General features: G+C 65.9%; 25 protein-coding genes and 1 pseudogene. 11 read left to right on the top strand and 15 right to left on the bottom strand.

Annotated elements, in window-relative coordinates; genetic code table 11:
- Nucleotides 1-56: 56 nt before the first annotated feature.
- The 3 genes from LMQ14_RS27250 to LMQ14_RS27240 are packed head-to-tail and all read left to right on the top strand — an operon-like array spanning nucleotide 57 to nucleotide 1,886.
- Entirely contained in the window at nucleotides 57-746 is a 690-nt protein-coding gene (locus tag LMQ14_RS27250) for a hypothetical protein (RefSeq protein WP_267732696.1), read from the top strand.
- Nucleotides 747-803: 57 nt separating this feature from the next.
- On the top strand, nucleotides 804-1,370 hold the full coding sequence (locus tag LMQ14_RS27245) for a hypothetical protein (RefSeq protein ID WP_267732695.1): 567 nt from the start codon (nucleotides 804-806) through the stop codon (nucleotides 1,368-1,370).
- A 6-nt stretch (nucleotides 1,371-1,376) separates the two neighbouring features.
- Nucleotides 1,377-1,886 carry a flavodoxin domain-containing protein gene (locus LMQ14_RS27240; RefSeq protein WP_267732694.1) on the top strand — a complete coding sequence of 170 codons (510 nt, stop codon included), beginning with the start codon at nucleotides 1,377-1,379 and terminating at the stop codon, nucleotides 1,884-1,886.
- Nucleotides 1,887-1,910: 24 nt separating this feature from the next.
- On the opposite strand, the gene LMQ14_RS27235 is transcribed toward LMQ14_RS27240, so the two are convergent.
- Nucleotides 1,911-2,720 carry a PaaX family transcriptional regulator C-terminal domain-containing protein gene (locus LMQ14_RS27235; RefSeq protein WP_267732693.1) on the bottom strand — a complete coding sequence of 270 codons (810 nt, stop codon included), beginning with the start codon at nucleotides 2,718-2,720 and terminating at the stop codon, nucleotides 1,911-1,913.
- Between the two features lie 60 nt (nucleotides 2,721-2,780).
- Here LMQ14_RS27235 and LMQ14_RS27230 point away from each other — a divergent pair, with 60 nt between their 5' ends.
- Nucleotides 2,781-3,971 carry an aromatic ring-hydroxylating oxygenase subunit alpha gene (locus tag LMQ14_RS27230; protein ID WP_267732692.1) on the top strand — a complete coding sequence of 397 codons (1,191 nt, stop codon included), beginning with the start codon at nucleotides 2,781-2,783 and terminating at the stop codon, nucleotides 3,969-3,971.
- Between the two features lie 2 nt (nucleotides 3,972-3,973).
- Here the strand turns inward: LMQ14_RS27230 and LMQ14_RS27225 are convergent, their stop codons facing one another.
- The 10 genes from LMQ14_RS27225 to LMQ14_RS27180 all read right to left on the bottom strand — a co-directional run bounded on the left by LMQ14_RS27225 (nucleotide 3,974) and on the right by LMQ14_RS27180 (nucleotide 15,486).
- Entirely contained in the window at nucleotides 3,974-4,735 is a 762-nt protein-coding gene (locus LMQ14_RS27225; protein WP_267732691.1) for a phosphohydrolase, read from the bottom strand.
- Nucleotides 4,736-4,758: 23 nt separating this feature from the next.
- The gene (locus LMQ14_RS27220) at nucleotides 4,759-5,574 is read right to left on the bottom strand and encodes a polysaccharide deacetylase family protein (protein WP_267732690.1); all 816 of its coding nucleotides are present in this window, start codon (nucleotides 5,572-5,574) and stop codon (nucleotides 4,759-4,761) included.
- A 236-nt stretch (nucleotides 5,575-5,810) separates the two neighbouring features.
- Nucleotides 5,811-7,193 (bottom strand): alpha/beta hydrolase-fold protein, encoded by a 1,383-nt coding sequence (locus LMQ14_RS27215; protein ID WP_267732689.1) that lies wholly within the window; start codon nucleotides 7,191-7,193, stop codon nucleotides 5,811-5,813.
- A 44-nt stretch (nucleotides 7,194-7,237) separates the two neighbouring features.
- Entirely contained in the window at nucleotides 7,238-9,505 is a 2,268-nt protein-coding gene (locus LMQ14_RS27210; protein ID WP_267732688.1) for a heavy metal translocating P-type ATPase, read from the bottom strand.
- 141 nt (nucleotides 9,506-9,646) lie between these two features.
- Nucleotides 9,647-10,723 carry a hypothetical protein gene (locus LMQ14_RS27205; protein WP_267732687.1) on the bottom strand — a complete coding sequence of 359 codons (1,077 nt, stop codon included), beginning with the start codon at nucleotides 10,721-10,723 and terminating at the stop codon, nucleotides 9,647-9,649.
- 48 nt (nucleotides 10,724-10,771) lie between these two features.
- Nucleotides 10,772-11,542 carry an SDR family NAD(P)-dependent oxidoreductase gene (locus tag LMQ14_RS27200; protein ID WP_267732686.1) on the bottom strand — a complete coding sequence of 257 codons (771 nt, stop codon included), beginning with the start codon at nucleotides 11,540-11,542 and terminating at the stop codon, nucleotides 10,772-10,774.
- Nucleotides 11,542-12,363 (bottom strand): mycofactocin-coupled SDR family oxidoreductase, encoded by an 822-nt coding sequence (locus LMQ14_RS27195; protein WP_267732685.1) that lies wholly within the window; start codon nucleotides 12,361-12,363, stop codon nucleotides 11,542-11,544. Before LMQ14_RS27195 ends, LMQ14_RS27200 begins: the two co-directional genes overlap by 1 nt.
- A gap of 19 nt (nucleotides 12,364-12,382) precedes the next feature.
- The gene (locus LMQ14_RS27190) at nucleotides 12,383-13,447 is read right to left on the bottom strand and encodes a hypothetical protein (RefSeq protein ID WP_267732684.1); all 1,065 of its coding nucleotides are present in this window, start codon (nucleotides 13,445-13,447) and stop codon (nucleotides 12,383-12,385) included.
- 25 nt (nucleotides 13,448-13,472) lie between these two features.
- A complete protein-coding gene (locus LMQ14_RS27185) occupies nucleotides 13,473-14,630 on the bottom strand; it encodes a sulfotransferase family protein (protein WP_420714579.1) in 1,158 nt (385 codons plus the stop codon).
- On the bottom strand, nucleotides 14,602-15,486 hold the full coding sequence (locus LMQ14_RS27180) for an SDR family NAD(P)-dependent oxidoreductase (RefSeq protein WP_267732683.1): 885 nt from the start codon (nucleotides 15,484-15,486) through the stop codon (nucleotides 14,602-14,604). Before LMQ14_RS27180 ends, LMQ14_RS27185 begins: the two co-directional genes overlap by 29 nt.
- A gap of 150 nt (nucleotides 15,487-15,636) precedes the next feature.
- Between LMQ14_RS27180 and LMQ14_RS27175 the strand changes: the two genes are divergently transcribed.
- The 3 genes from LMQ14_RS27175 (at nucleotide 15,637) to LMQ14_RS27165 (ending at nucleotide 17,690) form a co-directional block, all read left to right on the top strand.
- Nucleotides 15,637-16,599: a LysR family transcriptional regulator gene (locus tag LMQ14_RS27175; RefSeq protein ID WP_267732682.1), complete on the top strand. Its 963-nt coding sequence runs from the start codon at nucleotides 15,637-15,639 to the stop codon at nucleotides 16,597-16,599.
- Between the two features lie 37 nt (nucleotides 16,600-16,636).
- A complete protein-coding gene (locus tag LMQ14_RS27170; protein WP_267732681.1) occupies nucleotides 16,637-17,107 on the top strand; it encodes an SRPBCC family protein in 471 nt (156 codons plus the stop codon).
- A 73-nt stretch (nucleotides 17,108-17,180) separates the two neighbouring features.
- A complete protein-coding gene (locus LMQ14_RS27165) occupies nucleotides 17,181-17,690 on the top strand; it encodes a YkgB family protein (RefSeq protein WP_267732680.1) in 510 nt (169 codons plus the stop codon).
- Here the strand turns inward: LMQ14_RS27165 and LMQ14_RS27160 are convergent.
- Both LMQ14_RS27160 and LMQ14_RS27155 read right to left on the bottom strand, forming a co-directional pair.
- Nucleotides 17,631-18,239: a TetR/AcrR family transcriptional regulator gene (locus LMQ14_RS27160; RefSeq protein ID WP_267732679.1), complete on the bottom strand. Its 609-nt coding sequence runs from the start codon at nucleotides 18,237-18,239 to the stop codon at nucleotides 17,631-17,633. The two genes, LMQ14_RS27165 and LMQ14_RS27160, sit on opposite strands and share 60 nt — an antisense overlap.
- Nucleotides 18,236-18,934, bottom strand: coding sequence for a trimeric intracellular cation channel family protein (locus LMQ14_RS27155; RefSeq protein ID WP_267732678.1), 699 nt, complete (start codon nucleotides 18,932-18,934; stop codon nucleotides 18,236-18,238). Before LMQ14_RS27155 ends, LMQ14_RS27160 begins: the two co-directional genes overlap by 4 nt.
- Nucleotides 18,935-19,014: 80 nt before the next feature.
- Between LMQ14_RS27155 and LMQ14_RS27150 the strand changes: the two genes are divergently transcribed.
- From LMQ14_RS27150 to LMQ14_RS27140, 3 genes are read left to right on the top strand one after another with little or no spacing between them, the layout of a single operon-like run.
- Nucleotides 19,015-19,656: a TetR/AcrR family transcriptional regulator gene (locus tag LMQ14_RS27150; RefSeq protein ID WP_267732677.1), complete on the top strand. Its 642-nt coding sequence runs from the start codon at nucleotides 19,015-19,017 to the stop codon at nucleotides 19,654-19,656.
- A gap of 52 nt (nucleotides 19,657-19,708) precedes the next feature.
- Entirely contained in the window at nucleotides 19,709-21,499 is a 1,791-nt protein-coding gene (locus LMQ14_RS27145; protein ID WP_267732676.1) for a flavin-containing monooxygenase, read from the top strand.
- Nucleotides 21,496-23,067 (top strand): flavin-containing monooxygenase, encoded by a 1,572-nt coding sequence (locus tag LMQ14_RS27140; protein ID WP_267732675.1) that lies wholly within the window; start codon nucleotides 21,496-21,498, stop codon nucleotides 23,065-23,067. Before LMQ14_RS27145 ends, LMQ14_RS27140 begins: the two co-directional genes overlap by 4 nt.
- On the opposite strand, the pseudogene LMQ14_RS27135 reads toward LMQ14_RS27140, so the two are convergent.
- A pseudogene (locus tag LMQ14_RS27135) lies at nucleotides 23,017-23,137 on the bottom strand (alcohol dehydrogenase); the annotation flags it as partial. The gene LMQ14_RS27140 and the pseudogene LMQ14_RS27135 sit on opposite strands and share 51 nt — an antisense overlap.
- Before the next feature lie 122 nt (nucleotides 23,138-23,259).
- On the opposite strand from LMQ14_RS27135, the gene LMQ14_RS27130 reads away from it, so the two are divergent.
- Nucleotides 23,260-24,291, top strand: coding sequence for an FUSC family protein (locus LMQ14_RS27130; protein ID WP_267732674.1), 1,032 nt, complete (start codon nucleotides 23,260-23,262; stop codon nucleotides 24,289-24,291).
- A gap of 8 nt (nucleotides 24,292-24,299) precedes the next feature.
- On the opposite strand, the gene LMQ14_RS27125 is transcribed toward LMQ14_RS27130, so the two are convergent.
- Nucleotides 24,300-25,700 carry a DUF2252 domain-containing protein gene (locus LMQ14_RS27125; RefSeq protein ID WP_267732673.1) on the bottom strand — a complete coding sequence of 467 codons (1,401 nt, stop codon included), beginning with the start codon at nucleotides 25,698-25,700 and terminating at the stop codon, nucleotides 24,300-24,302.
- Between the last annotated feature and the right edge of the window lie 57 nt (nucleotides 25,701-25,757).

Below are 25,757 nucleotides of genomic sequence, written 5' to 3'. Positions count from 1 at the left end.
GGCATGAAAACCGGTTCAATGCACGCGATGTCGTCGGCCTGGCAGGGGAGCCCCCGATGAGATGGCGGCTGGCTGCCTCAGTTGTAGGACTGGTCGGTTATGACGCGTTGATCCGGCCTGCGCAGTTGGATTGGGGCGCCACACCTGCCGAGCGACGGATGCGGTTACCCGGCGATGACATCGTGCGGGATGTGATGAGTCATCACACCAGGGCGGTGACGATCAATGCCGTGCCCGCCGCAGTTTGGCCGTGGCTGGTGCAGATTGGTGATCATAGAGCCGGCTTCTACAGCTACGACTGGGTCGAGCGCTATCTGTTCCCCGGCACTGTGCATTATGTCGAAGGTCGTCACTCCGCGACCCGTATCCACGATGAATTGCAGGGGCTCGCGGTCGGCGACCGGATCAACACCGGGTCGATCGGTTCGGTGCGGATCGGCAGCACCGTCACGGTCCTCGAGCCCAACCGTGCTCTGGTCATCGGAACCTGGGCATTCATCCTCGTGCCGATGAATGAAGACCGCACTCGTCTGCTTGTTCGTGAACGGGACGCAGGGTGGTTGCGGTTGCTGGCCCCGCGAGATTCCGGACTGCTTCGCGCGCTCGGTGCGGCCATCGATTACGCCGTCGGCGAGCCACTGCACTTTGTCATGGTCCGCAAGATGATGCTGGGCATCAAACAACGCGCCGAGTCCGCGGGTGCTCAAGTGCCCAGCGGCCCCCGGAAAAAGGACAAGGGACCCTAGGCCCCGGGCGCCGGCCGATTCGACAATGGCGCCATGACAACCGCTGGCGCAGAACGCATGCTCATCGAATCGGCGGTTCCTACATTCGATGCGATGGTGGCCGAGCATGTAGTCGTAGCCGCTGACCCGCCGACCACGTTCTGGGCCGCGAGGGCTCTAGACCTGCTCACAGTGCGCACCCCACTGCTGGCGGCGTCCATGTGGATCCGGAATTTGCCGGCTCGGCTGACGGGTCGGGCCGCACCCCCGCCGCCGCGCTTGGTGATTGGTGAGAACAGACTGCCGGGCTGGTTAGTTCTGGGCGATCGATCGAACTGCGAATTCGCTTTCGGCGCGGTCGGCAAGTTCTGGCAGCCGGTGATCGAGTGGCGTGACGTAGCCGCAGCGGATTTCGCCGGCTTCAATGAACCTGGCTGGGGAAAGATCGCCGCCAATTTCTCGGTCGCGCCCTACGGTGCAAGCCGGACGCTGCTCAGCTACCAATGCCGAACTGTCACAACCGATCCGGATTCATACCGGCGCTTCAAGCGCTACTGGTGGCTGATCCGGCCGTTTGTCGCGCACATTATGCGCGCGACGCTAAACACGATTAAAGCCGACGCTGAGGCGGCGGCGGATAGGTAGGAGTAGATGACGCGCGTTCTGGTGAGTTTTGGATCAAAGCGAGGCGGGACAGCAGGGTTGGCCGCGATGATCGGCGACGCGTTGACCGAGTTTGGTTGCGATGCGGTCGTGAGTCCGGCAAAAGATGTCCATGACCTCGGCGGCGTCGATGCGGTAATCGTGGCTGGCGCGTTGTACGCATACAGATGGCATCGCGACGCGCGACGGTTTGTGCGCCGGAATGCCACGGCGTTGCGGGAATTGCCGGTCTGGCTGGTCAGCAGCGGCCCGTTGGACGGTTCGGCGGAGGAGCGCGACATCCCGCCCACGGCGCAGGTTGCGAAGTTGGCCCGACGCATCGGTGCCCGTGGTCATGTGACGTTTGGGGGTCGACTCGAACCGGATGCAAAGGGGTTTCCCGCCAGCGCGATGGCGAAGAAGAATGCCGGCGACTGGCGCAGTCGCGCCCACGTGCAGAGTTGGGTCGCCACAGTGGTCGGTGGGCTTCAGCGGCCGGGGATCACGCACCGGGCATAGGCCGCAACTTCGCCCGGTGCGTCATCAGCCGCGGAAGGCGGTATTCATTCGTCGTTTGAATACTCTGTCGAACCGGCGGTAGGTGCTGCGCAATGTACGTCCCGGCCACCCCTGTGGAACGAGATCTCCGGGTAGTTGCGGATCGAGCTGGAGGTGCCGGACAACGGCGATTGACAAGGCGAAATCGTAGGTGAAGCTGTCGGTCGAATCATCGCGTTTGCTCGTGGTGAGTGCGGCATTCATCGCTTCGATCAGAGCCGTGGCATCGTCTATCCAGTCATCGAGGGAGAACAGGGATCGCAGCCTGTCTGGGGTGATCTCCGTCGCGGCGCCATGAAAGTGCATGCATTGCCGATCCAGTACTTCCCTCGATGTCGGAAGCCGTTGCGGGTCAAGGTTGTCCGGGCGACACCAGACGCCGTCTCGAAGCTCCGCGAGGTGCAGTGCTGTTGCTGCCTTCCTCAGCTCGAGCCGATCGGCCGCCGACCGGCGATCCAGCGAGACGATCGCCAATTCCCATGTTCCGTCCCACCGGGGGTCGGCCGCGTCTCCGCTGCGGGCCGCTTCGTCTACGCGCTGACGCCGATCGAGCAACCGGCCCGCGAGTGCGTAGCTGCCGTCGTCCCCGGTGAGTTCGCCGTTGGAGACCATCCGCCACAGGCAGGTGCGGGCCGCACCGGCGCTGATGCCGAACAGGGCGGCCACGGCAACCAACTCCGCGACCGGGAGGCGAGCGTCGTCGGATCCCAGTAACGCCGACGCGAGTACCGAGCGCGCGCTCAGCGGCCGGTTGTCGAGCAGGTCGGCGACGCGAGGCCGGGAAGCGGCGGGCACGCGGGCAACGCTATCACCAAATCATTGACGCGTGACATGCATAGTGTGATACTGACGCGTATGAGCTCTGCCACGGAGCCGCTGATCGCGGATGATGTGGAAATCGCCAGACGCATCCTGGCGCATATCGATGCCGGCACCACCGATGAGGGTGAGAGCTGGCGTGAGCCTGTCGAAAACTACCTAAGTCCAAGCAGATTCGCGGAGGAGCTCCGGACACTGCGCACGATGCCGAGTGTGTTCGTTCCCTCGGCGACCATTCCGCACCCGGGCGATCACGTCGAACGAACCGTGTTCGGTGCGCCCTTATTCGCGGTGCGGGGGCGCGATCAGCGCGCCCGGGTGTTCCGCAATGCATGTCGGCATCGCGGGTTCGCCCTTGTCGAGGGGCCCGGATGCGCCCACGCGTTGGTGTGCCGCTACCACGGCTGGACGTATCGCCTGGACGGCTCGCTGTCGCATGTGCCGCACGCCGAAGCGTTCACAGATCTGGACGTGTCCACGCGCGGTCTGGTCGAGGTCGCCAGCCGCGAGGTCGATGGCCTGATCGTCATCGGTCCGCTCGACCCCGCCGATGCGGGCCGGCAAGGGTCCGCCGACGAGGCGATGGCGTGGCTTACCGACGGAAGTCCGTGGCGGGACAAGTTGGTTCCAGCTGAGCAACTCATCTTCGTGGACTCGACGCTGCGAGCGATGAACTGGAAGGTGCTGGCCGAGCAGTTTCTGGAGGGCTACCACATCCGTTCGACGCATAAGGAAACCTTCTTCCCGGTGCAGTACGACGATCTCAACGTGGTGGAGAGATTCGGACCGAACAGTCGAATTACGTTTCCGTACCAAAACATTGAGCGGCTTCGCGATCGCCCGGAAAGCACCTGGAGGACGGATGCTCGGGTGACGTATCTGTATCAGTTGTTCCCCAACGTCATGTTGGCTACCTTTCCGGATGTGATATCCATGGTCGTGATCGACCCGGTGGATGTCGGCCACAGCACAGTTACCACCTATTCGATGGCCCGGCCAGATGTTGCCGCTCGCGCCTCGCTCAGTCCGACGGACCGACTGGTGGGTGCCGGTAGCTTCATCGAGCGCGGTTTGGTGGAAGACAACGAGATGTCGGCCGGTGTGCAACGCGGCTTACATTCCGGCGCAAACGAATTCGTGGAGTTTGGACGTCACGAGAGCGCGATTGGACACTTCCACGCGACACTGGACGGGCGTCTGGCTCGATCGGCGCGCACTGGTCACTGACGTCAGGAGTCGAACGGCGCGAGCCGCACGGCCAGCGGCAGTCCGCACCGGACGAGCAAGCTCATGCGTCCCCCCGGTACCGCTGCCGCCTCCGCGCGAATCATGTTCACCAGTTCGCGTTTGAAATCGCCTCGCGGGTAACGGCGTAACGTCTCGGCTACGTTGCCGGGAGCGACGTCCCAGATCCGCAGTCCGGCGCCGTCGACCATCGCTCCCCATTGCAGATAGCAGCCCATCGCGCCGTCGCCGTCAACCGTGATTCCCGCTGTCGTATGCACGCAGATACCGTCGGCGAGCAGGTCCGCGCGTTGGGGATCCACCCCCGCTGTCTGCGCGCAGGCGAGCGCCCGGTCGGCGCTGCCGAGCGTGAAATCGCGCTCCATCGTGGGATTTACGATGCCGTAGTCGTGCAGCAGCGCTCCGCAGTAAAACAGCTCGTCGTCCAGCTCGCACCCGTCCACCGCCGCGAGCGCATGCCCGAACAGCCAGGTGCGGTAGGAGTGCCCGTGCAGGGTCGGCGGCAATTCCGCACACGCCTCTTCGGCCTCCCGCGCGAACTTTGAATCCGGTACACGTAACGAATCGAGGTCGACGCGTGCGGCCGCCTCCGGAATCCGGCCCAATGCGAGCTTGATTCGTCCCACCGCGTTCGTCCATTGCCCCGCCGCCGTTGCGATCAGCAGACGGCGCCGCTCCGCGCGCCCGAGTCGGCCGCCGGTGCGCCGCGCCCAGCCGAGCCCCCCAAGCCGCTGCGGATCGGGCATAGTCGCGGCCAATCGTGTTGTCGTTAAGGCGTTCTGAGGAACACGTCGTTGAGCGTGACGGTACGCAGGTTCCGCTCGCGGATGGTGTCGATGAGTTGCGGATAGACGTGCGTCACGGGCAGGTGATTGAGGTGACCGATCACGATGGCCTGGGGGTTGAAGTACTCGTCGATCATCTTGAGGATGTATTCCTCGGTGATCAGCGTGGAATCCGACAACGAACCCGACCACAGGGTTGGGACGGTGTAGCCGAGCTCATTGGCCACCGCGTCGACAGTGCGGCTGTGCTTCCCATAAGGCGGGCGGTAGTACGGCTTCGCGCCGATGCCGTAGGTCGTCTTCAGGAATTCGTCGTTGCGCTTGAGCTCTTCTTCGACCCTGCTCTGCGACACCGTCGTCAAATCCGGGTGTGACCAGGTGTGGTTGCCGAGCTGGATCTGCCCGGACTCCACCAGTGGTCGCAACAGATCCAGATTGTCGGTCCAGGAGTTATAGATCCCGTTGACGAAAAACGTCATCCGCGCGCCGGTGTCCTTGGCGAGTTGCGTGTAGGCCCGCACGACGTCGCTGTTCACTCCGTCATCGAGGGTCAGCGCGAGCAGGTCGCCGTCGCCGGGAATCGTCATCAGTGCCCCGCCACCCGGCAGCGGGATCCGAGCACTCAGCGGCGGGGGCGGCAACAAGCCGACCGGCGACGGGGCGAGCGGGCCAGATGTCGGGGCGGCGTCGAGAGGCACCTGAGCAAACGTTCGCGGTTGCGGGTCGACAATCAGGCGCGCGGCGCCCACCGCGGCAACCGTGGCCGCGGCAAGCGAGCCGAGGAATCGACGGCGTTTCATCTCTTCCATGACACGGCCTCGATCGAACGGCCAGGCAACTGGTTTGCGGTGTGGTGGCTGACAGGCGGGCCCGCGTACGGGTTGCCTACCTCTCCAAACTTCGCGGCCACAGCAGCGAACCGTACCATTCCCGGCCTTAATATGTCGGTTTCGTTACGGGAGGGTCAGCTGTGAATTCCGTACGAAAAAGGCTTGGAGCTGCGCAGGTCACGACGCGGTCACGACGCGCTATCGGATCAGTGCGGTACACCGCTGCCCCGTTGCGGTAGCTGTGCCGGCTCCACATTCGGGGTCCCCAGCGTCGAGGCGAGCCATGGCAATGCCGCGTCGAATGCCTGCGCGGCGAACGGCCAGTCGTGTTTGCCCGGCTGGGTCACCACCGCGCAACTTATCCCGTTTGCTTCGGCGATGGTGCACAGCGCATGGGCGGCCGCGTCTTGGCCCTCCGGATTGGCCGCGGCGGTGCTCCCGAGGGCCGGGTTGGCCGCCTGCGCGACGTTGTGTGCACCGGGCGGGGTGGGGATGTCGAACCATCCCGACAACCCGGTGTAGCGGCCGTGCCGAGTCATCACGGTGAGCGGGTCGTACTCCGCCCAGGCGGCGGTGTTGCCGCCGAACAGCTCGGCGATCGTCTGGTCCTTGCTGCCGATGTTGGGCCGGAAGTCGCCGGCGATGTCGACGAACGCGCTGAACAGCTCCGGATGCATGACGCCCAGGGTGACGGCGCAGGTGCCGCCCATCGACCATCCGGCGACGCCCCAATTCGCGCGGTCGGCGCTGACCCCGAAATTCGAAACCATGAACGGCACCACGTCTTTGGTCAGGTGATCGGCGGCGTTGCCGCGGCCCCCGTTGACGCACTCCGTGTCGTTGTCGAATGAGCCGGTGGGGTCGACAAACACGAAGACCGGGGCGAATCCGTGATGGCGGGCCGCGAAGCCGTCGATCGCCGTGAAGGCGCCGCCGGGCCCCAGCCAGTCGGACGGGAGATTGAATGCCGAGCCGATCATCATGACCGTCGGCAGCCGGGGCGGCGGGTTGGTGTTGAACCACGCCGGGGGCAGGTAGACGAGTTCCTGGCGGTGCGCAAAGTGCGATGCGTCGGAGTCGATGTTGACCGGCACCACAACGCCCTTGTCCGGCTTGGTCCCGGCCACCTGCATCGCGGTGACCTGCAGCCGGTCGATCTGATCGGGCAGGGGCGCGGATGTCAGCTGATTCCAGGCGGCGAGCACGGTCGGGAAATAGCCGACCCAGAGGTTCAAGGACATGCTCGCGCACAACACGCACAGCGGGACCGCAAGAAACGCGAGCCCGCGGCGCCACCAGCGGGCGCCTTTCCACCCCAGCACCAGGACCGCGGCCGTCAACCCGCTCATCGCGATCCACAGCCAGAGAGACTTCGGTGCCGGGTCCCCGGCTACCCCGAGCGAGGCGATGTACCAATACGCCAGTGCGGTCAGCGCTACCGCTGCGATCAGCGCCACGGGCAGCGCGCGCTTCGCCCAGCTGCGCCTGCGCCAATCGATCACGATCAGCGCTACGAGCAGTGCGAGTGCTTGCGTTGCGACTGGCAACCAGCCATGCAGCAAGGACAGTTGTCCAAGGAATTGGGGCAAAACGTCGAGACCTTAAAGCTATGGAACCCGGTAGGCCAGACCAACTATCCCATATCGCCCGAACGGATCGTGCTCGCGAAGGAGCGCAGTCGCAGGCTGTTGCCGACGACAAAGACGCTGGAAAACGCCATTGCGGCACCCGCGAGCATCGGGTTCAGCAGGCCCAGCGCGGCGAGCGGAATCGCGGCCACGTTGTAGCCGAACGCCCAGAACAGGTTCACCTTGATCGTGGCCAGGGTCTTGCGGGACAGCCGGATCGCGTCGACGGCAGCGCGCAGGTCACCGCGGACCAGGGTCAGATCGGCGGCCTCGATCGCGACATCCGTGCCGGTGCCCATCGCGATGCCGAGATCGGCGGTGGCCAGCGCGGCGGCGTCGTTGACCCCGTCGCCGACCATCGCGACGACCTTGCCGTCGGATTGCAAACGCTGAACCACGGCGACCTTGTCGGCGGGCAGCACCTCGGCGATGACGTGCGCGATCCTGAGCTCGCCGGCGATGCGGTCCGCCACGATCTGGTTGTCTCCGGTCAGCAGGACAGGCGTCAGCCCCAATTGCTTGAACTGCCGGATCGCCTCGGCGCTGGTGGGCTTGACGGTGTCGGCGATCACCAGGATGCCGCGGGCGCTGCCGTCCCAGCCCACCGCGACGGCCGTTTTGCCTTCGCTCTCGGCGCGGAGCTTAGCTGCCGAGAGCGTTGGGTCGAGGTGCTGGGACCAATCGGCCAGCAGGCTCTCGCGCCCGACGACGACGGCATGGCCGTCGACAACGCCCTGCACGCCTTTGCCTTCCACGTTGGCGAAGCCTTCGGGTGCCGGCAGCGAGCCGAGCTCCGTCCTGGCGGCCTTGGCGATCGCTTGGGCGACAGGGTGTTCGGAGGCGTCCTCCAGCGCTCCCGCATAGCGCAGCAGCGTGGCGCGGTCGGTGTCCGGCGCGACAACGACCTCGACGAGCGTCATCTTGCCGGTGGTCACGGTGCCGGTCTTGTCGAGCACGATCGTGTCGACCTTGCGGGTCGACTCCAGCACCTCGGGTCCCTTGATCAGCACGCCGAGCTGGGCCGCGCGACCCGTGCCGACCAACAGTGCGGTCGGCGTGGCCAGCCCCAGTGCGCACGGGCAGGCGATGATGAGCACCGCGACCGCGGCCGTGAACGCCGCGGCGACCGGGAATCCGGCAACAAGCCATGCCACGAGGGTGGCCACGGCGATCGCGATGACGATCGGAACGAAGACTCCGGAGACGCGGTCTGCGAGCCGCTGGACCTTGGCCTTGCCCGATTGCGCCGCTTCGACCAGCCTGGCCATCTGCGCCAGCTGGGTGTCTGCGCCGACCCGGGTGGCACGCACGACGAGACGTCCACCCGCGTTGACGGTGGCATCGGTGACGACGTCACCCTCGCCGACCTCGATCGGCACGGACTCGCCGGTGAGTATCGAGGCGTCCACGGCCGACGAGCCGGCGATCACGATGCCGTCGGTCGCGATCTTCTCCCCGGGACGTACGACGAACTCGTCGCCCACTGTGAGCTGCTCGACGGGGATGCGGATCTCGACGCCTGGACTATCGGGTCGCAGAATGTCGGGTCGCAGCACCGCGACGTCCTTGGCGCCGAGTTCCATCAGGGCGCGCAGGGCGGCCCCGGCGCGCCGCTTGGAACGCGTCTCGAAGTAGCGGCCGGCCAGGACGAACAGGGTGACACCCGCGGCCACTTCGAGGTAGATGTTGCTGGCGCCGGCGCTGGGCGCGACGGTCAGCGTGAAGCGGTGGTGCAGGTGGTGGTGGCCGGCCGTCCCGAAGAACAGGGCATACAGCGACCACAGGAACGCCGAGAGGGTCCCGATCGACACCAGCGTGTCCATCGTGGCGGCGCCGTGCTTGAGGTTGGTCCAGGCGGCGGCATGGAACGGCCAACCCGCCCACAGGACGACGGGTGCGGCCAGCGCCAGCGATACCCATTGCCAGTTGCGGAACTCCCATGCGGGGACCATCGCCATCGCGATCACCGGGGTGGCGAGCACTATCGCGGCGATCAGGCGGTTACGCAGGGAGGCCAGCTCGCGGCCATCGGCGGCGGGCTCGTCGTGCCGTTGCGGCAGAACGGCGGTGTACCCGGCCTTTTCGACCTCGGCGACCAGCGACTGCGGGTCCAATCCCGCCGGGAGGCTGACCGAAGCCCGCTCCAGGGCGAAATTCACGGTCGCCGTCACGCCGTCGAGTTTGTTCAGCGCCTTTTCCAGCCGGGCCGCGCAGGAGGCACACGTCATCCCGGTGATGTCCAGCTCCAGGTTGCTCACCGCGCTCGCGGTCATGACGCTCCTTCCAGATACCCCCAGGGGGTAGCACAGCTCCACCACACTTATACACCCCTGGGGGGTATTGCCGTCAAGAGCGTGTGACCCGCGCCATTCTGCCTGGTCGGCGACGTGGGCGGGTTGCCGGGCGCCCTACAGTTACGGCTGCGACAACAACAGCATCACCCGGCCCTCCGATGGCGCCTCGGGAAAGGCGCTCGGATTGAAGCCGTAGTACTTGCGCTGGTCGGCGGTGATCGCGTCGATCACTTTGCCGGTTGCCGTGAGCTGGCCGTCGTGGACGCGGGCCATCATGCCCTTGAAGTCGGGCACCGACAGCGATTCGGCGAGTAGCAGCGCCTCACCACCGGAGGCCAGGCTGACCAGCACCCCGGCGCCCGCGTAGTTGTTGCCGCCGCGGCCGGTGCCTCGCGGCGCCCAATAGACGGCCGGCGACGCGACCGTTCCTTTCACCCGCCGATAGTCGCCCGGGTGGTCTGTGTCCGCGACGGTCACCACGGGCAGCGCGGCGATCGTGCGTTGTTCCTTGAACCACATCGCACCAAGCGGGATGCAGACGATCGCGTACATCAGCACCAGTAGGACGAGCACCGGCTTCCACGCGATCTCCCAGCCGAGCCGGCGTTGCGAGATCGGCAATCCCTCCAGCCGCACATCCAGCTTCCGGCGCCCGAGCCGAAAGACGTACCAGGCGAATATGCGGGCCAGCGCCATGCAGCCCAGGATGACCAGGCCGACGATCCCGCACACTCGCCAGTAGAACGTGCTGTCGCCCTGATTGGTGGTCGCGGCGAGCATCACGGCCGGGATCGGCGCCGTAATCAGTAGCAGCAGCGCGTAACTCGGGTGGCTGGTCAGAAAGGGATAGGTCACGGTCCACGCGCGGTTGCCGCCGTAGACGGTCATCGACCCGATATTGGCGTGCACCACCGGAGTCCACGAACCCTCCACCACCCGGGGCTTAACCAGCGAGCGCACGAAGAAGAAGCCGAAGATCAACGAGACCACCAGCGCGCCCCAGAACACCCCGTCGAGCCGCTCACCCGTTCCCGGCACACCGAATGCCCCGCGAATATCGATGACTTTGCCGATGAAGAACGTCAAGGGCATCACGAAGAAAAACTCGGTCAGCCATATCTGGATCAGCTGTGGGATCCGCGAGCCGATCCGGTCGAACGCCAATAAGCGTTGCCAGACGAAGCGCAGGACGCCCATGGCGGGCGACTTTACCTGGCAATTGTGGCGACGAGGGCTAGTTGCGCATCATTGCCGCAGATGTGAGCCGCCGCCGATGTACCACACCTGGCCGGTGATCCATTCGGCCTCCTCGGAGAGCAGAAAGGTGGTGATCGCGGCGAGGTCATCGGGTTTGCCCAGTCGGCTGGTCTTGCCGAACATCAGGAAGGCCTGCTGCAGCTGGAGGTCGTTCTGCCGTTCCTGGGTCTCGCCCATCACCAGACCGGGCATCACGCCGTTGCTGCGGATGTTGTGTTTGCCCCAGTTGACCGCGACATGACGGGTCAGGTGGTTCACGGCGGCCTTGGAGGCACCGTAGGCGACATGTTGCGGGTCGCTGCCCAGCGCGGCACCGGAGGAGGTGTTCACGATGCTGCCGCCGCCAGCCTCCAGCAAGTGGGGCAGCACCGCTTGGATCGTTCGGACGTAACCCAGCAGGTTGACGTCGAGCGTGCGCTGCCAGACGTCCATGCCGGTATCGAGAATCGTGGTGTCGCGGCCGAGGTTGTCTTCCGAGAGATCGGCGCCGACGTTGTGTAGACCGTGAACAGCACCGAACTCACGGATGGTGCGGTCGACGAGATCCCGCACGGATCGCGCATCGGCAAGGTCGAATTGGATCGCGATGGCCCGGCCGCCGGAATCGGTGATCTGTTCGGCCGCGGCGGTGGCGCCGTCGATGTTGATGTCACCGATGGACACCCGGGCGCCTTCGGCCGCAAGGCGTTTGGCGGTAGCCGCACCGATGCCCGTGGCGCCGCCGGCCACGACGAATGTCTTGTCCTTGAGCCCGCGCATCAGACGTATCCGACGCCGATGTCGACCGAAACCTGGGTTGCGGTAACCAATCTGGATTGGTCCGAGGCCAGCCACGCGACGGCGTCGGAGATGTCTTCGGGCTCCGCGATGCCTTCGGGCAGCAGCGGCTTGTGCAAGCCGCGCAGATGCGGATAGTCATCGGCGGCCGATTGCAGCGCCTCGCGCATCCGGCCGGTGCCCATCGGGGTGGCGACCGCGCCCGGATTCAGGCTGTTGACGCGGATGTTGTACCTGCCGAGTTCGGCGGCGAACGCGCGAGCCATCCCGACGATCGCGTGTTTGCTTGCCGTGTAATGGATCATGAACGCCTGCATCTTGATGCCCGCAGCCGATCCGATCAAGATGATCGACCCGCCGCGGCCACCGTCGACGATGTGATGTGCACCGGCCATTACGGTGTTCCAGGTCCCAATCACGTTGGTGTCTATGGTGTCTCGGAACGCCTGCGCGGTGATCTGATCCCAGGGGGCCGGGCTGCAGATTCCGGCATTGGCGACGATGACGTCCAAGCGGCCCAGCTCGCCGACGGCCTGGTCGACTGCGGCCTTGAGCGCGTCGAGGTCGCGGATGTCGACCGCCGCCTTGACGACCTTTCGCCCGCTGGCGCCGACCAGCCGCGCCGTCTCCGCCAGGTCGTCGGGTGTCGGCGAATCGTAGGGAACACTCGACGGCAACGGTCCGGCGATATCCACCGCGATGACGTCGGCGCCTTCGGCGGCCAGCCGCACGGCGTGCGCACGGCCTTGCCCGCGTGCGGCGCCGGTAACCAGTGCCACCTTCCCTGGGATCAGTTGGCTCATAGGGCCGTTGAGTTCCTTCCTAGTCACGGGTGATCTTGTCGAGCGGGTTGGACCGTTCGAGCATTCCGTAGGTGTGTTCGCCGTCCCACGTGTAGCGCACGCCGGCCTGCTGCAGGGCGGGGAAACTCGGCATCTCCTGCTTGAGCGCGTTCATGGAATACATGTCGTCGTTGTGGTGGATATCGTGCGTGGAAAATACTGTTTGCCCGGCGATTTCGACCGCCCCGTCGACCGTCTCGAGCACCAGCGAGACGTCCTCGCCGAGGGGTTGCAGCCGGGTCAGCCACGGCGCCTGCACCACTCGTGCGGGTATCAGCCCGCCGTCGCCGGTGAAGACGAACCCCTCGTTGAAGGTCGGCTCGCCGTCGGGCCGGGGCGGGTAGGCGATATAGCCGAACGCTCGCCCACTGCCGAACACCGCCGACTGCCAGGAGTGGCCCCAGAATCCGGCGAGCTTGCGCACACCCGTGCGACGGATGCGCAGCCCGCTGCCGGAGAACGTGTGGTGTCGGTCGGCTGAGCGGAATTCTCCTGTGGCGGTGAACAATTGCTCGTAGCGAGGTCCGCCCATGATGTCGCCAACCGCGGTCGTTTTGAGCTGTGTGTCGGCGTCGGGCTGCAGCGCTCCCTGCACCCAGGGCGGTACGGCCATCTTCGCTTCGACGCGGAAGCTGATGTCGACCGACGGGCCCGCCTTCTTGCCGTCGACCAAGTCGGACGACGACGTTTGCACCGCCGGCCCGTCGTAGGACATCGCCCAGGTGTCGAAGGGTTCGATGCAGTGGAACACCAGGCCCCCGGCACCCAATACGGTGGCGCGCCCATCGGGACCCTGCGCGGGCAGCGACGCACCATTGGTGCGTAGCCGGTAGACGCGGCCGTCGGGGAAAGCGACATTGACCTGAACGTCGTGCGAATCCCAATTGGCCCCCACCGCTTCGATTCCGATGCGCGGCAGGCCGATCTCGCCGCGGTCATCGACAACCCAGAAGCTCACCGAATCGCGCATCTCCGGGTCCTGCGGTCGTTGCGCCAGCATGTACTCGCGCGCCGGATCGATACTCCCGGTCAGGTCAACAGCCATCGAATATCCTTTGTTTGTACCTGTTTCAGTGCGCGGTCCAGCGGCGCGCACAGTCCACATAGCGGGCAAACCGGGGCCGCACGTCGTCGAAATCAATGCCGAACGCCACCGGATCGGCATGCGAGCTCGGCTCACGCTCGGCGGCAGCATGCGTCCACCAGCTTTGCATCTGTACTTCGAACTGCGCACCCACCGGTGCGCCCAGCCACTCGTACAGGCGGGTGACCTCTCCGATCGGATCGTCTTGCATGGCGCGAAAGTCGATGTCGTAGAACCGATCATCGGCGCCGTCGGCGCGGAATTGCAGCGCCCGCGCCATGCCCAGCGACCAATGCTCGACATTGAGCCGTCCGATGTACGGGCGGTCGATCTCCGAGCTGAATGTCCCGATGATGTCGGCATACAGATCGGCGACGGACAAGATGACATCGGTCGGATCGCGATGCGTCATCACGAACCGGGCGTCCGGGAAGGCGGCATCCAGGGCGTCGAGCCACAACACGTGCGACGGGCATTTCAGTCGCCACGGACGGTGCGGCTCGCCCCACGCCAGCAGCTTCATCACGCGGCGCTGATACCGCAAGGTGGGAGTCAGGTCGGCGTGCTGGACCAACCACGTTGAGTACGAGGGGATTTCGGCGAAGGACTGAAAGATGTGCGACTTGAAATCCAGGGCCATCAGTTCATGGCATTCCATCGGCCCATGCGTGTCGCCGGGGACGTGGCGGCGGGTGCCGACCATTTCACCCTGGTCGGGTGGGATGCGCGGATCCGCGCCCTGCACCGTGGAGGGCGGCGGGCACGGTTGCGACGATTCCCATCGCCGCAGATAACGGACGTCGGGATCCTGAGCCAGCAGCATCGACAATGCGGTGGACCCGGTGCGCGGTAAACCCAAGCCGATCAACGGCGCGGTGATCGGCACGTCGCCGATCTCCGGGTGCCGGCGGTACCAATCCTCGACCTGCAGGCGCTGCGACAGGTAGCCCACGATGCGCTGATGCAAGAACGCTTGGCCGCGCTCGTTCAGCCGCGCCTCGTCCCGTAACGCGGAGAGCAGGATGTCGAGGCCTTCGGCGTAGGAGTCCTCGCCGAAGTCGACCAGCCCGGTTTGGGCTCTGGCTTCGTCGCATAAATCGTTGCGGTACAAGATGTTAACCCATCCACTGGCCGCCGGCGACATCGATGGTCTGGCCGCACATGTAGTCGGCGGCCTCCGAGGCCAGGAACGCGACCATGTTGGCGGCTTCCTCGGGCAGTGAGGCCCGCCCCAGTTGAACCTGGTTGGTGATCGCCTCGTGGATGGCGCCGCGGCCGGCGCGATGCTTGTCGTCCTGCGGATCGAGCAGGTACTGCCGCATCTCGGGTTTGATCATGATGCCCGGGGCCACGCCCAGGACATTGACGCCCCGCAGGGCGACCTCGTGGGCGAGGTTGCGGGTGAACCCGATGACCCCGGCCTTGCACGAGTTGTAGACGACCAGGCCGCGTTGCTGAATGCGGCCGCCGACCGATCCGATGTTGATGATCTTTCCCGAGCCCTGCGGCAGCAGGTACTGCAGCGCGGCGTGCGCCCCGTACATCATCATCGTGAGGCTGCCCAGCACGGTGTAGTCGATTTCCTCTTTGGTCTGCTTCTCAAAGGGGCCGGCCGCGACCATCACCGGATTGTTCACCATGATGTCCAGGCCACCGAGTTCGTCGTGCGCCTGCGCGACCGCGCCGTGCACCTCGTCCCAGTCGGACATGTCGGCTTTGACCGGGATGGCCCGCACACCCCAGCGCTGCTCGACCTCCTTGGCACGACGCTCCACCTTCTCGAAAGTCCGGCCGATCAGCGCCACGTCGGCGCCGCAGCCGGCCAGCCGGTTCGCGATCGCTTGGCCCAGGCCGTCGCCCCCGGCGCCGGTGACGAACGCTTTCTTGCCGGACAGGTCCATCAGCTCGGTGACCCGCTTGCCGATGATGTGCTCGGGCAGCCGGTCCAGCCCCAGTAACTGCACCCAGTCCTGTTCGTCTTGCAGCGTCTCGTTTTGCATTAAAGCCGACCTCCCAGTCAGACCCGCACGGCATCGCATCAGCCCGCCATGCCTACATCGCCGACGATATGACCGGATCGGGGGCGTGAGGTAATACCAATTCGGGAAACCAGTCATGCCAGTTTTGTATGACTGGTAGATCTGGAAGCGATGGATACCCACCGGCTCAAGTACTTCCTGCGGATCGCGGAGGAAGGCTCGATCTCGCGCGCGGCCACGGTGCTGGGCATCGCCCAGCCCGCGTTGAGCCGTCAGATCCGGCTACTCGAGGAGGACCTGGGCATCACGCTGTTCGAGCGGACCCGCCGCGGCGTGCACCTCACCGAAGAGGGCGAACGCCTGCGGTCGTCGACGGCCGCGCCGCTGCGTCAACTGGAGCTCGCCGTCCGATACGCCGGATCACCGCTGGCGCGTATCGAGCGCGGACTGCTGTTCGGCATGGTGCCCACCGCCGCACGGGTGCTGGCCGCGCCGCTGTTGGCCAGCCTTGGCGCGGCGTTCCCGAACGTGCACTTTCATGTCGCCGTCGCCGAGACCGACGACTTGATGCAGCGCATGCTCAAGCGTGCGGTCGACCTTGCGGTCATCAATCCGGTCTCCGACGACCGGTTGTTCTATCGCAATCTCGTCGTCGAGGACCTCGTGCTTGTCGGCGGGCCCGCATCGGATCTCTCGCCGGCGAGCCCGGTGCGCTTCACCGACCTGGCCGCGTTGTCGCTCGTCATGCCCAGTGCTCAGACCGGGATTCGAAACACCTTGGAGAACACCGCGCTGCGCATGAAAGTTGCCATCACAGCGCGATTTTCGACGGATTCGCTGGAAGTCTGCAAGCAGCTGGTCGAGGCGGGCCTGGGATATGCGGTGCTGCCACCGGCGGCATGTGGCGCCGAGGTCGAAGCCGGGCGGCTGCGCAGCGCGCCGATCTGCGAGCCCGAGATCAACCATCAGCTCGGAGTCGGTACGACCGCGGCGCTGGAACTGCCGCGCGAGTTCGCGACGAAGATCGGGATTGTGCTGCGCGAAGAGGTCGCCCGGCTGACCAAATCCGGATTGTGGCCGGCGCGCTTCGCGTCCTCACCCGTGTGGGATCCGAATATTCCGGAGCCGCAGTAGCCGGGGCTACGCTGCCCGGTAGGTGGAAGGAGACATCATGACCGTCGTCATCGTCGACGCGGGCCCCCAGCAGGTAAGCAGGTCGGTTGATGTGGCCGCGCCGGCCGCGGAACTTTACGAGTGGGCGGCCGATCCCCGGCGGCATTCCGAGCTGGACGGATCGGGCACCGTCCAGGGCAACATCAAAGTGCCGGAGGCCTTGGTCGTCGGGTCGAAGTTCTGCACGAGCATGAAGATGCTGGGCGTGCCGTACCGCATCACCAGCACCGTGACCGAGCTGAAGCCGCACGAATTGATCGAATGGCGCCATCCGCTGGGTCATCGCTGGCGCTGGAAATTCGAGTCGCTCTCACCGACCCTGACTCGGGTCACCGAGACGTTCGACTACCGCGACGCGGGTGCGTTGAAGAAGAAACTGAAGTACTACGAGCGGATGGGGTTCGCTAAGGGCAACGCGTCGGGTATCGAAGCGACGCTGACCAAGCTGCGCGATCGCTACGCCGGCTGATACTGAACGCCCTCGGGGCGTGAATCGTGAATCCTTCGGATAGCCAGCCCCGCCTGCCGAAGGACTTCCCGCAATGACCGGCTCGATGATCAGTCGTACCTTTACCAACGCAACGCATTCCTTGTCGGATTCGCTGATCCTGCTGGGCCATCTGATCAGTCGTTATGGCCTGGTCGTCGTCCTGGCCTGGATCGGGTTCGGCAAGTACGTGAAGATGGAATCCCGCGTGCTGATCGAACACAACCCGCTGATGAGCTGGGTCTACGACGTCTTTAGCGTCACGACCGTCGCCCGCGGGCTGGGGACGATGGAAATCGTTGCCGCCCTTCTCATTGCGCTGCGCCCGGTATGGCCACGCGTGTCGGCGATCGGCAGCGCGTTGGCGGTGGTGCTGTTCCTGGGGACGCTGAGCTTTTTGTTCACCACTCCCGGCGTGGTCTCGACCCACGCCGCCGGATTGCCGGTGCTGTCGGCGTTGCCGGGCCAGTTCCTGCTCAAGGACCTGGTGCTGATCGGGGTGGCGCTATGGACGCTCGGCGACGCGCTGCGTGAACAGCGTTCCCCGGATCAGGCTTTTGGCTGAACCCAGCGCGGCTTGGTAGGTCTGCGGAGCCAGGCTGTCCGCCTGCTCCGACAGTCCCCGGGTCAGCGCGCAGATCGCCTCGACCGTCGACCTGGTGTTGGTCTCGCCGGACAGTGTTCCGCTTTGCGCGGCGTCGGCGACGATCTCGAAGACGACGTCGTGCAACGCCCTGGATCCGGGAGATTCCGCCGTGCCGGCGGCGCGCAGCGCCCGCAGGAAACCGGTCAGGTACGGAAAGTCGCGGACCAGCCGAGTCGACTCGTCGAGCACCGCGTCGAGTCGATCGAAGACGTGCTCGTGCCGCCCGGCGGCCGCACGCAGCCGCGGTAGCACGATCTCCTCGATCTCCTCGCCGGTCGCGTGCAACAGTTCGGACTTGTTCGAAAAGTAGTGATACAGGCTGCCGCTGGTCATGTCGGCGGCCCGGGCAATCTCACGGATGGACGCCTGCGAGTAGCCGACCTCGGCCACGCAGCGCATTGCGGCGGTGATGATCCGGCGGCGGGTCTCCTCGCTGTCCGCCCCCACCGGGCGGCCGAGCTGAGTCACTGGTCGTGGCGGCGGCGTGCTCGCGTGCCGATCCGGATGCGCCACGTCCGCTTGCGCCGAGTCAGGTAGTAGTCCGCGGTCAAGCTCTCGCCGAGCCGCCAGCCGCGCCATCTGGCCAGCAGGCACAGGCCCGAGCCGACGGCAATTCCCGCCAACTCGCCCAGCGGCGCAAGACCGTAACGGGAGAGCAGCACCACGGTGCCGCTGGCCGCCACCGCGGGCGTCGCGTAAAGGGTGTTGCCGCCGAAGATCGCCGGAGTGCGGTTCACCGCCAGGTCACGCAGCGCCCCGCCGCCGACGGCGCTGATCGTGCCGAGCAAAATCGCTGGGAGCCAAGACAATCCGGCTCCCAAGGTCTTCTCCGCGCCGGCCACCGCCCAGGTGCCCAGCGCCAGCGCGTCGACAACCGGATAGAGCAGCGACCAAAGCCGGGCGCGCAGCGGTATCAAGAATGCGATCGCCGCGCCCGCCAGGGCGACCAGGACGTAGAGCGAGTCCGTCAATGCCACCGGCGGCCCGTGTTGCAACAGCGTGTCGCGAATCAAGCCGCCGCCGAGTCCCGACAGGATCGCGAGCGCGACGAATCCCACTGGATCCATGCGGAATTCGCGGGCCACGACGCCGCCCAGCACGGCATTGACGAACACACCGGCCAAGTCGATTGCGCGCGAGAATTCCCCCAACGCGAGGTTCACGGCCGCTCACCTCCGGAATTGCATGGTCGGTCAAATATATTCGACGATGTACTGCGCCCGCGGTCGAAGGGTGGGCAACTATGCGCGCGAAGACACAGCTGGGCCGCCCCGTCGGCGCCAGTGGTGAACAGACCCGTCGGCGCATCATCGTCGCGACCATGAAATGTGTGGCCGAGGCGGGCTACGCGAAGGCGACGATCCGTGAGATCGCCCGCACGGCGAACATGACCAGTGCCAGCCTGTACAACTACTTCCCGAACAAGTCCGAGCTGATCAAGGCGACCATCGCGGCCAGAACCGACACGGCGATGCCCCGGCTGCGCCGGGCCGCGCAACGCCCCGGCAATATCGTCGACCGAATTGAAGCCGTGCTCGACGAATCCGGCCAATTGATGCGTGAGTACCCGGACCTGGCCGCGTTCGAGTTCGCGATCCGGGCGGAAACCGTTGCCGCGCGGCGGACGGCGCGCGGGCGATCGAGAAATCCCGGGTTCGAGGCGTTCCGCGAGATTATCGAGGGCGTCGTCGAGGACGCCCGTCAGCGTGGCGAGCTGGGTGACCATCCGGATTCGCGGGCCGTCGTTGCGGCGATCTATGGGCTGGTCTACGGCCTGACGGAGTTGGCGGCCACGCTGCCGCCGGCGGACTACCACGCCGCACTGAGCTCGGCGAAGGTGCTGGTCAGAGGCACTTTGTTCGAGGAGCATGCGGAAACTCCTTGATACGATCAAGTGATTGATTATAGAGTCGACGCCGAAGAGCGGAGTCGGGATCTTGACCGAAACTGTCGGGTACGCGTTCGACGTCGATGCGCTGCGGCGCAAGTACGCCGAAGAGCGCGCGCGCCGATTGCGGCCCGACGGGATCGACCAGTACGTGGAGATCGCCGGTGACTTCGCCCGGTTCGCCGAAGATCCTTGGGTCGACAAGGAATTCGTCCGCGAGCCCCGTACCGACGAGGTCGACGTCGCGATCGTGGGCGCCGGCTTCGGCGGGTTACTGACGGGGGCGCGGCTGCGTGAGCTCGGCGTGCAAAGCGTGCGGTTGATCGACCGGGCCGCCGACGTCGGCGGCACCTGGTACTGGAATCGCTATCCGGGGATCGCCTGCGACGTCGAGTCCTACGTGTACATCCCGCTGCTGGAGGAACTCGGCTACATCCCGGTGGAAAAGTACGCCAAGGGCGCGGAGATCTTTGCGCACTGCCAGCGGATCGCGCAGCAATACGATCTGTATCGCGACGCGCTCCTGCGCACCGACGTGCAGGAGATCCGTTGGGATGCAACGCAATCGCGCTGGGTCATCCGCACCAACCGGGGCGACGAGATGCGAGCCAAGTTCGTGTCGATGGCAAACGGGTATCAAGCCAAACCCAAACTGCCCGGCATTCCCGGCCTCGGATCGTTTCGCGGCCACACCTTCCACACCAGCCGGTGGGATTACGGCTACACCGGCGCGAAGCTGGAGAACCTGACCGGCCAGCGCGTCGGGATCATCGGCACCGGCGCGACCGCGGTCCAGTGCGTGCCGCATCTGGGTGCCGCCGCAGGGCATCTTTATGTCTTCCAGCGCACGCCCTCCTCGGTCGACGTGCGCGCGAATGCGGCCACGGATCCGCAGTGGGCCAACACATTACAGCCGGGGTGGCAACGCGAGCGCATCCAGAACTTTCAGATCCTGACCGCCGGTGGACAAGCGCCCGAGGATCTCGTCGCCGACGCGTGGACGAGCATCACCCGCAAGCTCCCGGTGATGCGTCACGACGACGCGTCGGTGGACCCGGAGCAGCGCGGCCGCGACATCGAGCTCGCGGACTTCGCCAAGATGGAGGAGATCCGGGCCCGAGTCGACGGGATCGTGGCCGACCGGGCCACCGCCGAGGCGCTCAAACCCTGGTACGGCTACTTCTGCAAGCGCCCCTGTTTCCATGACGACTATCTGCAAACTTTCAACCGCGACAACGTGACACTGGTCGACACTCACGGTCGCGGCGTGGAGCGCATCACCGAGTCCGGCGTCGTCGTCGGCGGCGCGGCTTATCAACTCGACTGCCTGATCTTCGCAACGGGTTTCGAAGTCGGCACCGACTACAGCCGTCGCACCGGCTTCGAACTGATCGGCCGTGACGGCGTGAGCCTGACCGAACGCTGGGGTGATGGCGTGCGCACCTTTCAGGGCTTGTGCGCCAACGGTTTCCCGAACTGCTTCATCGAAAGTATCTCTCAGGCGGGGCTGACGGTGAACTTCCCGTACCTGCTGGACGTCCAAGCCAGCCACGCCGCCTGGATCATCGCGTGGGCCCTCGAACACGGCGCCACCGAGGTCGAGGCGTCGCCGGCTGCCGAAGCCGCCTGGGTCGACACGGTGGTCGCCCGCTCGACCGCGACCGCCGAGCGCGCCAAGACCTGCACGCCCGGTTACTACAACCGCGAGGGCAAGGCCGATGCCAAGACCCGCCAGGGCAGTTTCTTCTTCGGCACGCCAACCGAATACGCCGACATCTTGGCGGCCTGGCGAGCCCAGGGAGACTTGGCCGGCCTCGACATTCGCGGGGCGGGGCGGTGAAGTACCTGCTCGGCCGGGCCCGGGCGGCGACCCGGCGTCGACGCTCGCCCAGGGTGGCGATCATCGGCGCGGGATTCGGCGGGCTGGGTGCGGCGGTGGCGCTGCGACGGGCCGGCATCGACGACCTGGTGATCCTGGAGGCCGGCGACGGCGTCGGCGGCACCTGGCGGCGCAATACCTATCCCGGCGCCGCGTGCGACATCCAAAGCCACCTGTACTCGTTCTCGTTCGCGCCCAACAAATCCTGGAGCCGAACCTATGCTCGGCAGCCCGAGATTCTCGCCTACCTGGAATCGGTGGCCGACGACTTCGACCTGCGCCGTCACCTGCGGCTGGAGACCAGAGTGCGCTCCGCCGCATGGAATGCGGCTACCTGGAGCTGGGAGTGCCAGCTGGAACGCGACGGCGCCACCAGCACGCTGACGGCCGACGTGGTGGTCTGCGCCGTCGGGCTGTTCGGTTCGTTGAAGCTTCCGGATATCGCCGGCCTGAGCGAATTCGGCGGCTTCGTCATGCACACCGCACAGTGGGATCACGACCTTGCGCTGACGGGCAAGAAGGTGGCGGTGATTGGCACCGGCGCCAGTGGAGTACAGCTTGTTCCCGAACTGGCGAAGACCGCCGCGCAGGTGACGGTTTTTCAGCGCACCCCGCCGTGGATGGTTCCCAAAGACGATCGCTCGTACAGCGCAACCGAATTGGCGCAATTCCGGCATAACCCGCTGGCGGTGCCCCGCACCCGCTGGCAGATCTGGAAATTCCAGCACGACAACACCGCGACCTTCGCCGACGACCCGGTCGTCACCGCGCGCACCCAGATCGCCACGTCGTTTTTGGAACGCACCGTGGCCGACGCGGGGCTGCGCCGCGCCCTGACGCCGGACTATCCGTTCCGCTGCAAGCGGGTGCTGCTCGGCGACGACTACTACCGGGCGTTGCAGCAAGACAACGTCACGCTGGTCACCGACCCCATCGACCGGATCACCGAGACGTCGGTCGTCACCTCCGCGGGCGACGTCGTCGACGTCGACGCGGTCGTGCTGGCCACCGGATTCGAGACGGCGCGCTACCTGTCGGGCATCGACGTGGTCGGAAGCGGCGGACAGCGCTTGCACCAGCGGTGGGGCGAGGATCCCAGCGCGTACCTGGGCGTGGCCGTCGGCGGATTCCCGAATTTCTTCATGCTGTACGGACCCAACACCAACCAGGGCGGCAACTCGATCGTCTACATCCTGGAGGCCGGCGCGCGACTGGTGGCCAGCGGGGTAAGCCGGCTGGCGCGCCGCGGCGGCTATCTCGATGTGCGTCCCGAGGCCGAAAAGCGGTACAACGACCTGCTTTCCGCCGACTTGGAGCGCACCATCTGGACCAAATGCGACAGCTACTTTCGGTCGCCAAGCGGCCGCATCGTCACCCAATGGCCCTACACCGAACTGGAGTACGCGCGCCGGACTTGGCGGCTGCGACCCGAAGACTGGCTGCACCGCACCGGGGTTGCTCCGGCCGGCGGGCGTCGGCTAGCCGATACCGAAATCGATTACCCCGCGGATCAATTCACCGGCGGCTAGAGCGGAGTAGATCGTTGATCTCGTCGAGCCCGTAGCGCTTGGTGACCATTTCGTCGAGGAGTAGTTGCCCATGGATCCAGCTCGAACTCCTCTACCGACCAGGGACCGCCGTCCTCGTAGCGGATCGCCGCGCGGCTTCGCATCGATATTCGGCCTTTCGTCAACTCGCGGGTTGTGCTGGGGTAGGCAAGCGTGAGTACTGCTTCGCTTACCAGGACGATAGACAGCGGCGTTGCGGCTGTTCGACGGTTGCGTGATGTGCTGTGGGCGATCGCCGAGGCGTCGGTGGCCGCGGGCGTGGCGTGGTACATCGCCCATGACGTGCTGGGCCACGCAGACCCCTTCTTCGCACCGATCGCCGCAGCGGTGTGCTTGTCGGCGAGCAATCTGTTTCAAGCACAACGTGCGGTCCAGAACATTGTCGGTGTGGCGCTGGGGATCTGCCTGGGCTCCACCGTGGTGCAACTGTTCGGCACCGAGTGGATTGCCATGGCCGCCACGGTGTTTGCCACGTTGTGCGTCGCTGTGCTGTTCGGGAGGGGAGTCCTGGCACGAGATTTGACGTTCGCCAACCAGACCGCTGGGTCCGCGATTCTGGTGATGGCGTTGTCGGTCGGCACCGACAGTGTTTTTCAACGCCTCCAGGAGGCGTTGATCGGCGGCGGTGTGGCGCTTGTGTTGAGCATCCTGCTGTTCCCGCCCAATCCGCGGACCGCAGTGCGCGACGCCCGGGTCGGCGTACTGGCCGCCCTGCACGACCTGCTCACCGAGACGGCGGACCGGATCGGCGGCCGCGCGGTGATCCCGTCGGGCTGGCAGTACGCAGGCGTCGATCGGCTGCACGAACGGCTGGAGGTACTCAACAAGGCCCGCACCCACGCTCGTCATCTCGCGTGGATCGCGCCGCGGCGATGGGCCGCACGCGGCAGCGTTCGAGGCGCGGATCGGCAAGCCGCCCAGCTGGCCCTGCTCGCCGGCTCGCTGCTCTACCTGGCGCGTGCTGTGACGACGGCCTGCACCGTCAGCGGGTCGGTTCCCCCACCAGTGCACGACGCGATCGGCGACCTCGCGGCGGGACTGATCCTCGGCGAGACGGATCCGGACGCGGCGAGCGCCCGGGTTGCCGCTGCCCGCGAACGCGTTGCCGGGACCGAGCCGGCGTTTACCGCTGTCGTCCAAACCTGTGCCGATGACCTACAACTCGTGATCGACCTTCGGCAGTAGGCGTTGGGTTATCGCGCGGGATCCTCGGCGACCTCGATCTCGCCGGCCGCGGCCGCGGCGCGCAGTTGATGAAAGTCGTCGAGGGACTTGTCGGCGTAGGCGTACGACCATTCGGCGACCGCGTCGTGCACCGCGTTACTGGTGCCGACGTACCCGCGCAGGATCGACGCATTGGCGCTCTGTGCGTGGGCCCGCGCCAACAGCACGGCACACGCACTGACGTAGTCGGAGAAGGTGGAAGGTTTCATGCCTTCGGTTTCGATGGTGCCCTTCATGTCGTGGAACTGGCGCACGTAGTAGTCGCGGCCGTCCTTGCGGGTCGAACCGAGGAACACATCCGACATCGCCTGCAGGATCTGCTGGCCGTCGGTGACCCGTACCCCCTGGCCGTTGGCCTCGATCGCCGCGGTCAGGCCGTCCGGTTGACCCCACCCGCCGTATTCGTCGAGCACCGACCGGTTGGCCTCTTTGATCTGCAGGATCAACGGCGTGTCGTTCGGTCCCACCAGGATGACCAGGTAACAGCGAGTACCGACGCTGCCGACGCCGACCACCCGCAGCGCGACATCGGTGACTCGGAAGTGCGACAGCAGTAGCGCGATGTCAGCCGGGACCGCGGTCAGGTACTCCTGGATCGACTCCACCAAGAAGGCTTCGACGTCCTCGTCGACGTGCTGCAGGACCGGGGGCGCTTCCCGTAGGCGCGGTGTGCCGTCGGCCCCAATCTCGGTGATTCGCTTGAAGACTCGCGCCGACGTTCGGGTGCGCGCCTGGGAAATCGTCTTCTGGATCACCGCTTGCAGGCCCTTGGAGACCGTGCCGGTGTAGTGCTCGGGTTCCACCCGCAGGTAGTAACGCTCCAGCACGTCCATTTCCTCGAGCATCGCCTCGAGGCTCCGCTGATATCCGATCAGTCCCTGTTCGACACAGCGGGCGATGGCCTTGGCCGGGTAGCCGGCATGGCGGCCCCCGATGATCGCGCTGGTGATCAGCCGCTTGACGTCCCACTCGGCCGGCGCCACCGCGGCCTCGTCGAAGTCGTTCAGGTCGAAGACGATCGAGCGGTGCGGGGCGGCGTACAAGCCGAAGTTGGAGACGTGCGCGTCGCCGCAGCACATGATCTCGATTCCGCTCGACGGGCTCGCGGCGAGATCGGCGGCCATGACCGCCGCCGAACCTCGGTAGAAAGCGAACGGGTCGGCGAGCATTCGGGCGAACCGCAACGGAACGAGTTCGCTTAGCCGCCCGGCATTTTGGGCGACGAGAATGTCCGTCGCGGATCGCGCCGAGGGAGTCAGCTGCGCGAGGGAGCGTCGCGGGACGGTCTTGCGTAGAGTCCGGCCGCGCGCCACATCCTCGCCCGGCACTTCGAGGTCGATAAGGCGGTCACGCAACGCCCGTTGCGGCATCTGCTCAGCATACGTAGCGACGCGCATTTAGCGTCAGACTGATTCTCAACGCTGTCA

The organism is Mycobacterium sp. Aquia_213 (assembly GCF_026625985.1).
Taxonomy (GTDB): Bacteria; Actinomycetota; Actinomycetes; order Mycobacteriales; family Mycobacteriaceae; genus Mycobacterium.
The sequence above is the reverse complement of the archived record's forward strand: the minus strand, read 5'-3'. Positions and strand labels throughout refer to the sequence as shown.